Annotated in this window: 1 protein-coding gene; it reads left to right on the forward strand. The window is 58.1% G+C overall.

The window, feature by feature from the left end; translation table 11 throughout:
- The first annotated feature begins 96 nt into the window (after positions 1-96).
- The gene (locus tag B3520_RS00485; protein ID WP_286804733.1) at positions 97-1488 is read left to right on the forward strand and encodes an MATE family efflux transporter; all 1392 of its coding nucleotides are present in this window, start codon (positions 97-99) and stop codon (positions 1486-1488) included.
- Positions 1489-1554 lie beyond the last annotated feature (66 nt).

Below are 1554 nucleotides of genomic sequence, written 5' to 3' on the forward strand. Positions count from 1 at the left end.
AGGGTATTCCCCCTTCTTGGTCCGGTCGTGACGAACCTACGCCGCTTAAAATAAACGTTAAACTCTTAACCATCTACACCGCAACGAGGCCCATTCTTGAGTCATCAACCAAAAAGTCGCGTCCTGGACAAAGGCCTGTGGGGCATGAGTGCGCCCATGTTGGTGGATCAGGCGGTGACCTTTACCATTCCGCTCACCGACATGTTCTTCCTGAGCCGGATCTCCGACAGCGCGGCGGCCGCCGTGGGCGCCGTATCGCCCTTGGTATTCGCCGGCAACACCCTGCTCATGGTGACCGCCTTTGCCGGCTCCAGCATCGCCAGCCAGCGCATCGGGGCCAACAAATACGACACCGCCAACGCCACCATCATGGCCTACGTGTTTCTGATCATGGGCCTGGCCGTGCTCACCGCAATGGCCATCAACATCGGCGGCGCCTACGTCGCCGGTTGGATGCCGCTGTCGGAGACGGTGGAAACCCACGCGGTGACCTACCTGGGCATCATCGGCTGGATGGTGGCCATCTGGGGCCTGCGGGCGTCTTACCAGACGATCCTCAATGTCTACGGCGAACCAAAGTGGAACACCATCAGTAACTTTGTCTTCTTCGGGGCAAATATCCTCGGCAACAGCATCGTCGTATTCGGGTTGTTTGGCGTTCCCAGGATGGGCGTTGACGGCGTGGCCATGGCCAGCGTCGCGGCAATTTTCTGCAGCTTCGTGTTCACCTTCAGTATCGTGCATTTCAAACTCGGTCTGCGCCTGCCATTGAGGCAGGGGGTTCGGGAGTTTCGTTCTCTGATCAAGCCGGTACTGCGGATTGCCGCCCCAGCGAGCCTGGAGCCGGTGTCGTTCAATATGTACATGATTGTGTTGAACTGGATTGTCGCCGGGGTGGGAGACCTGGCGTTGAAGGTAAAGGTCTACGCTTTCAATACGTTTCTGTTCTGCCTGATGATTTCCGTCGCGCTGGGCATGGCGACGGAGGTGATCATCGCCCAGCGGGTCGGGCGCAATGAGTTTGCCGAGGCGGATCGGCAGATGCGTCACAGTGTGAAGGTGGCCATCTGGGGTACGGGGTTGCTGGCGCTGCTATGGGTGGCGTTAAACCAGCAGATGCTGGGGATTTATACCGATGATCCGGCAATTCTGGCATTCGGGTTTTGGGTGTTTGTATTGGCGTTTGTGGCGGAGCCCGCGCGTACGGTGAACATTGTGATGGGCTCGGCGCTGCGCTCGACGGGGGACGCGGCGTTTATCTCTTATTCGACGATTGCGGTGATCTGGTTGTTCTCGGTACCCTTGGCTTATGTGCTGACTATTACGTTGGGTTGGGGTATTTACGGGGTGATGTCGGCGGCGTTGGCGGATGAGTCGGTGCGGGCGGCGATCAAGTGGTGGCGTTGGCGTAAGGGGCATTGGAAGGAGTATGGCGTTGCAGCCCGTGAAGCCCGCGAGGCCAAACGCCGAAACTTAATGAATCAGTAGGGTCTATAATCTGGTGGTGGGTGTTTGCGTAACGTCCGGGTCACTGTGCGGTAAACCCTTGTGAGA

The organism is Marinimicrobium sp. UBA4509, from assembly GCF_002388575.1.
Taxonomy (GTDB): Bacteria; Pseudomonadota; Gammaproteobacteria; order Pseudomonadales; family Cellvibrionaceae; genus Marinimicrobium; species Marinimicrobium koreense.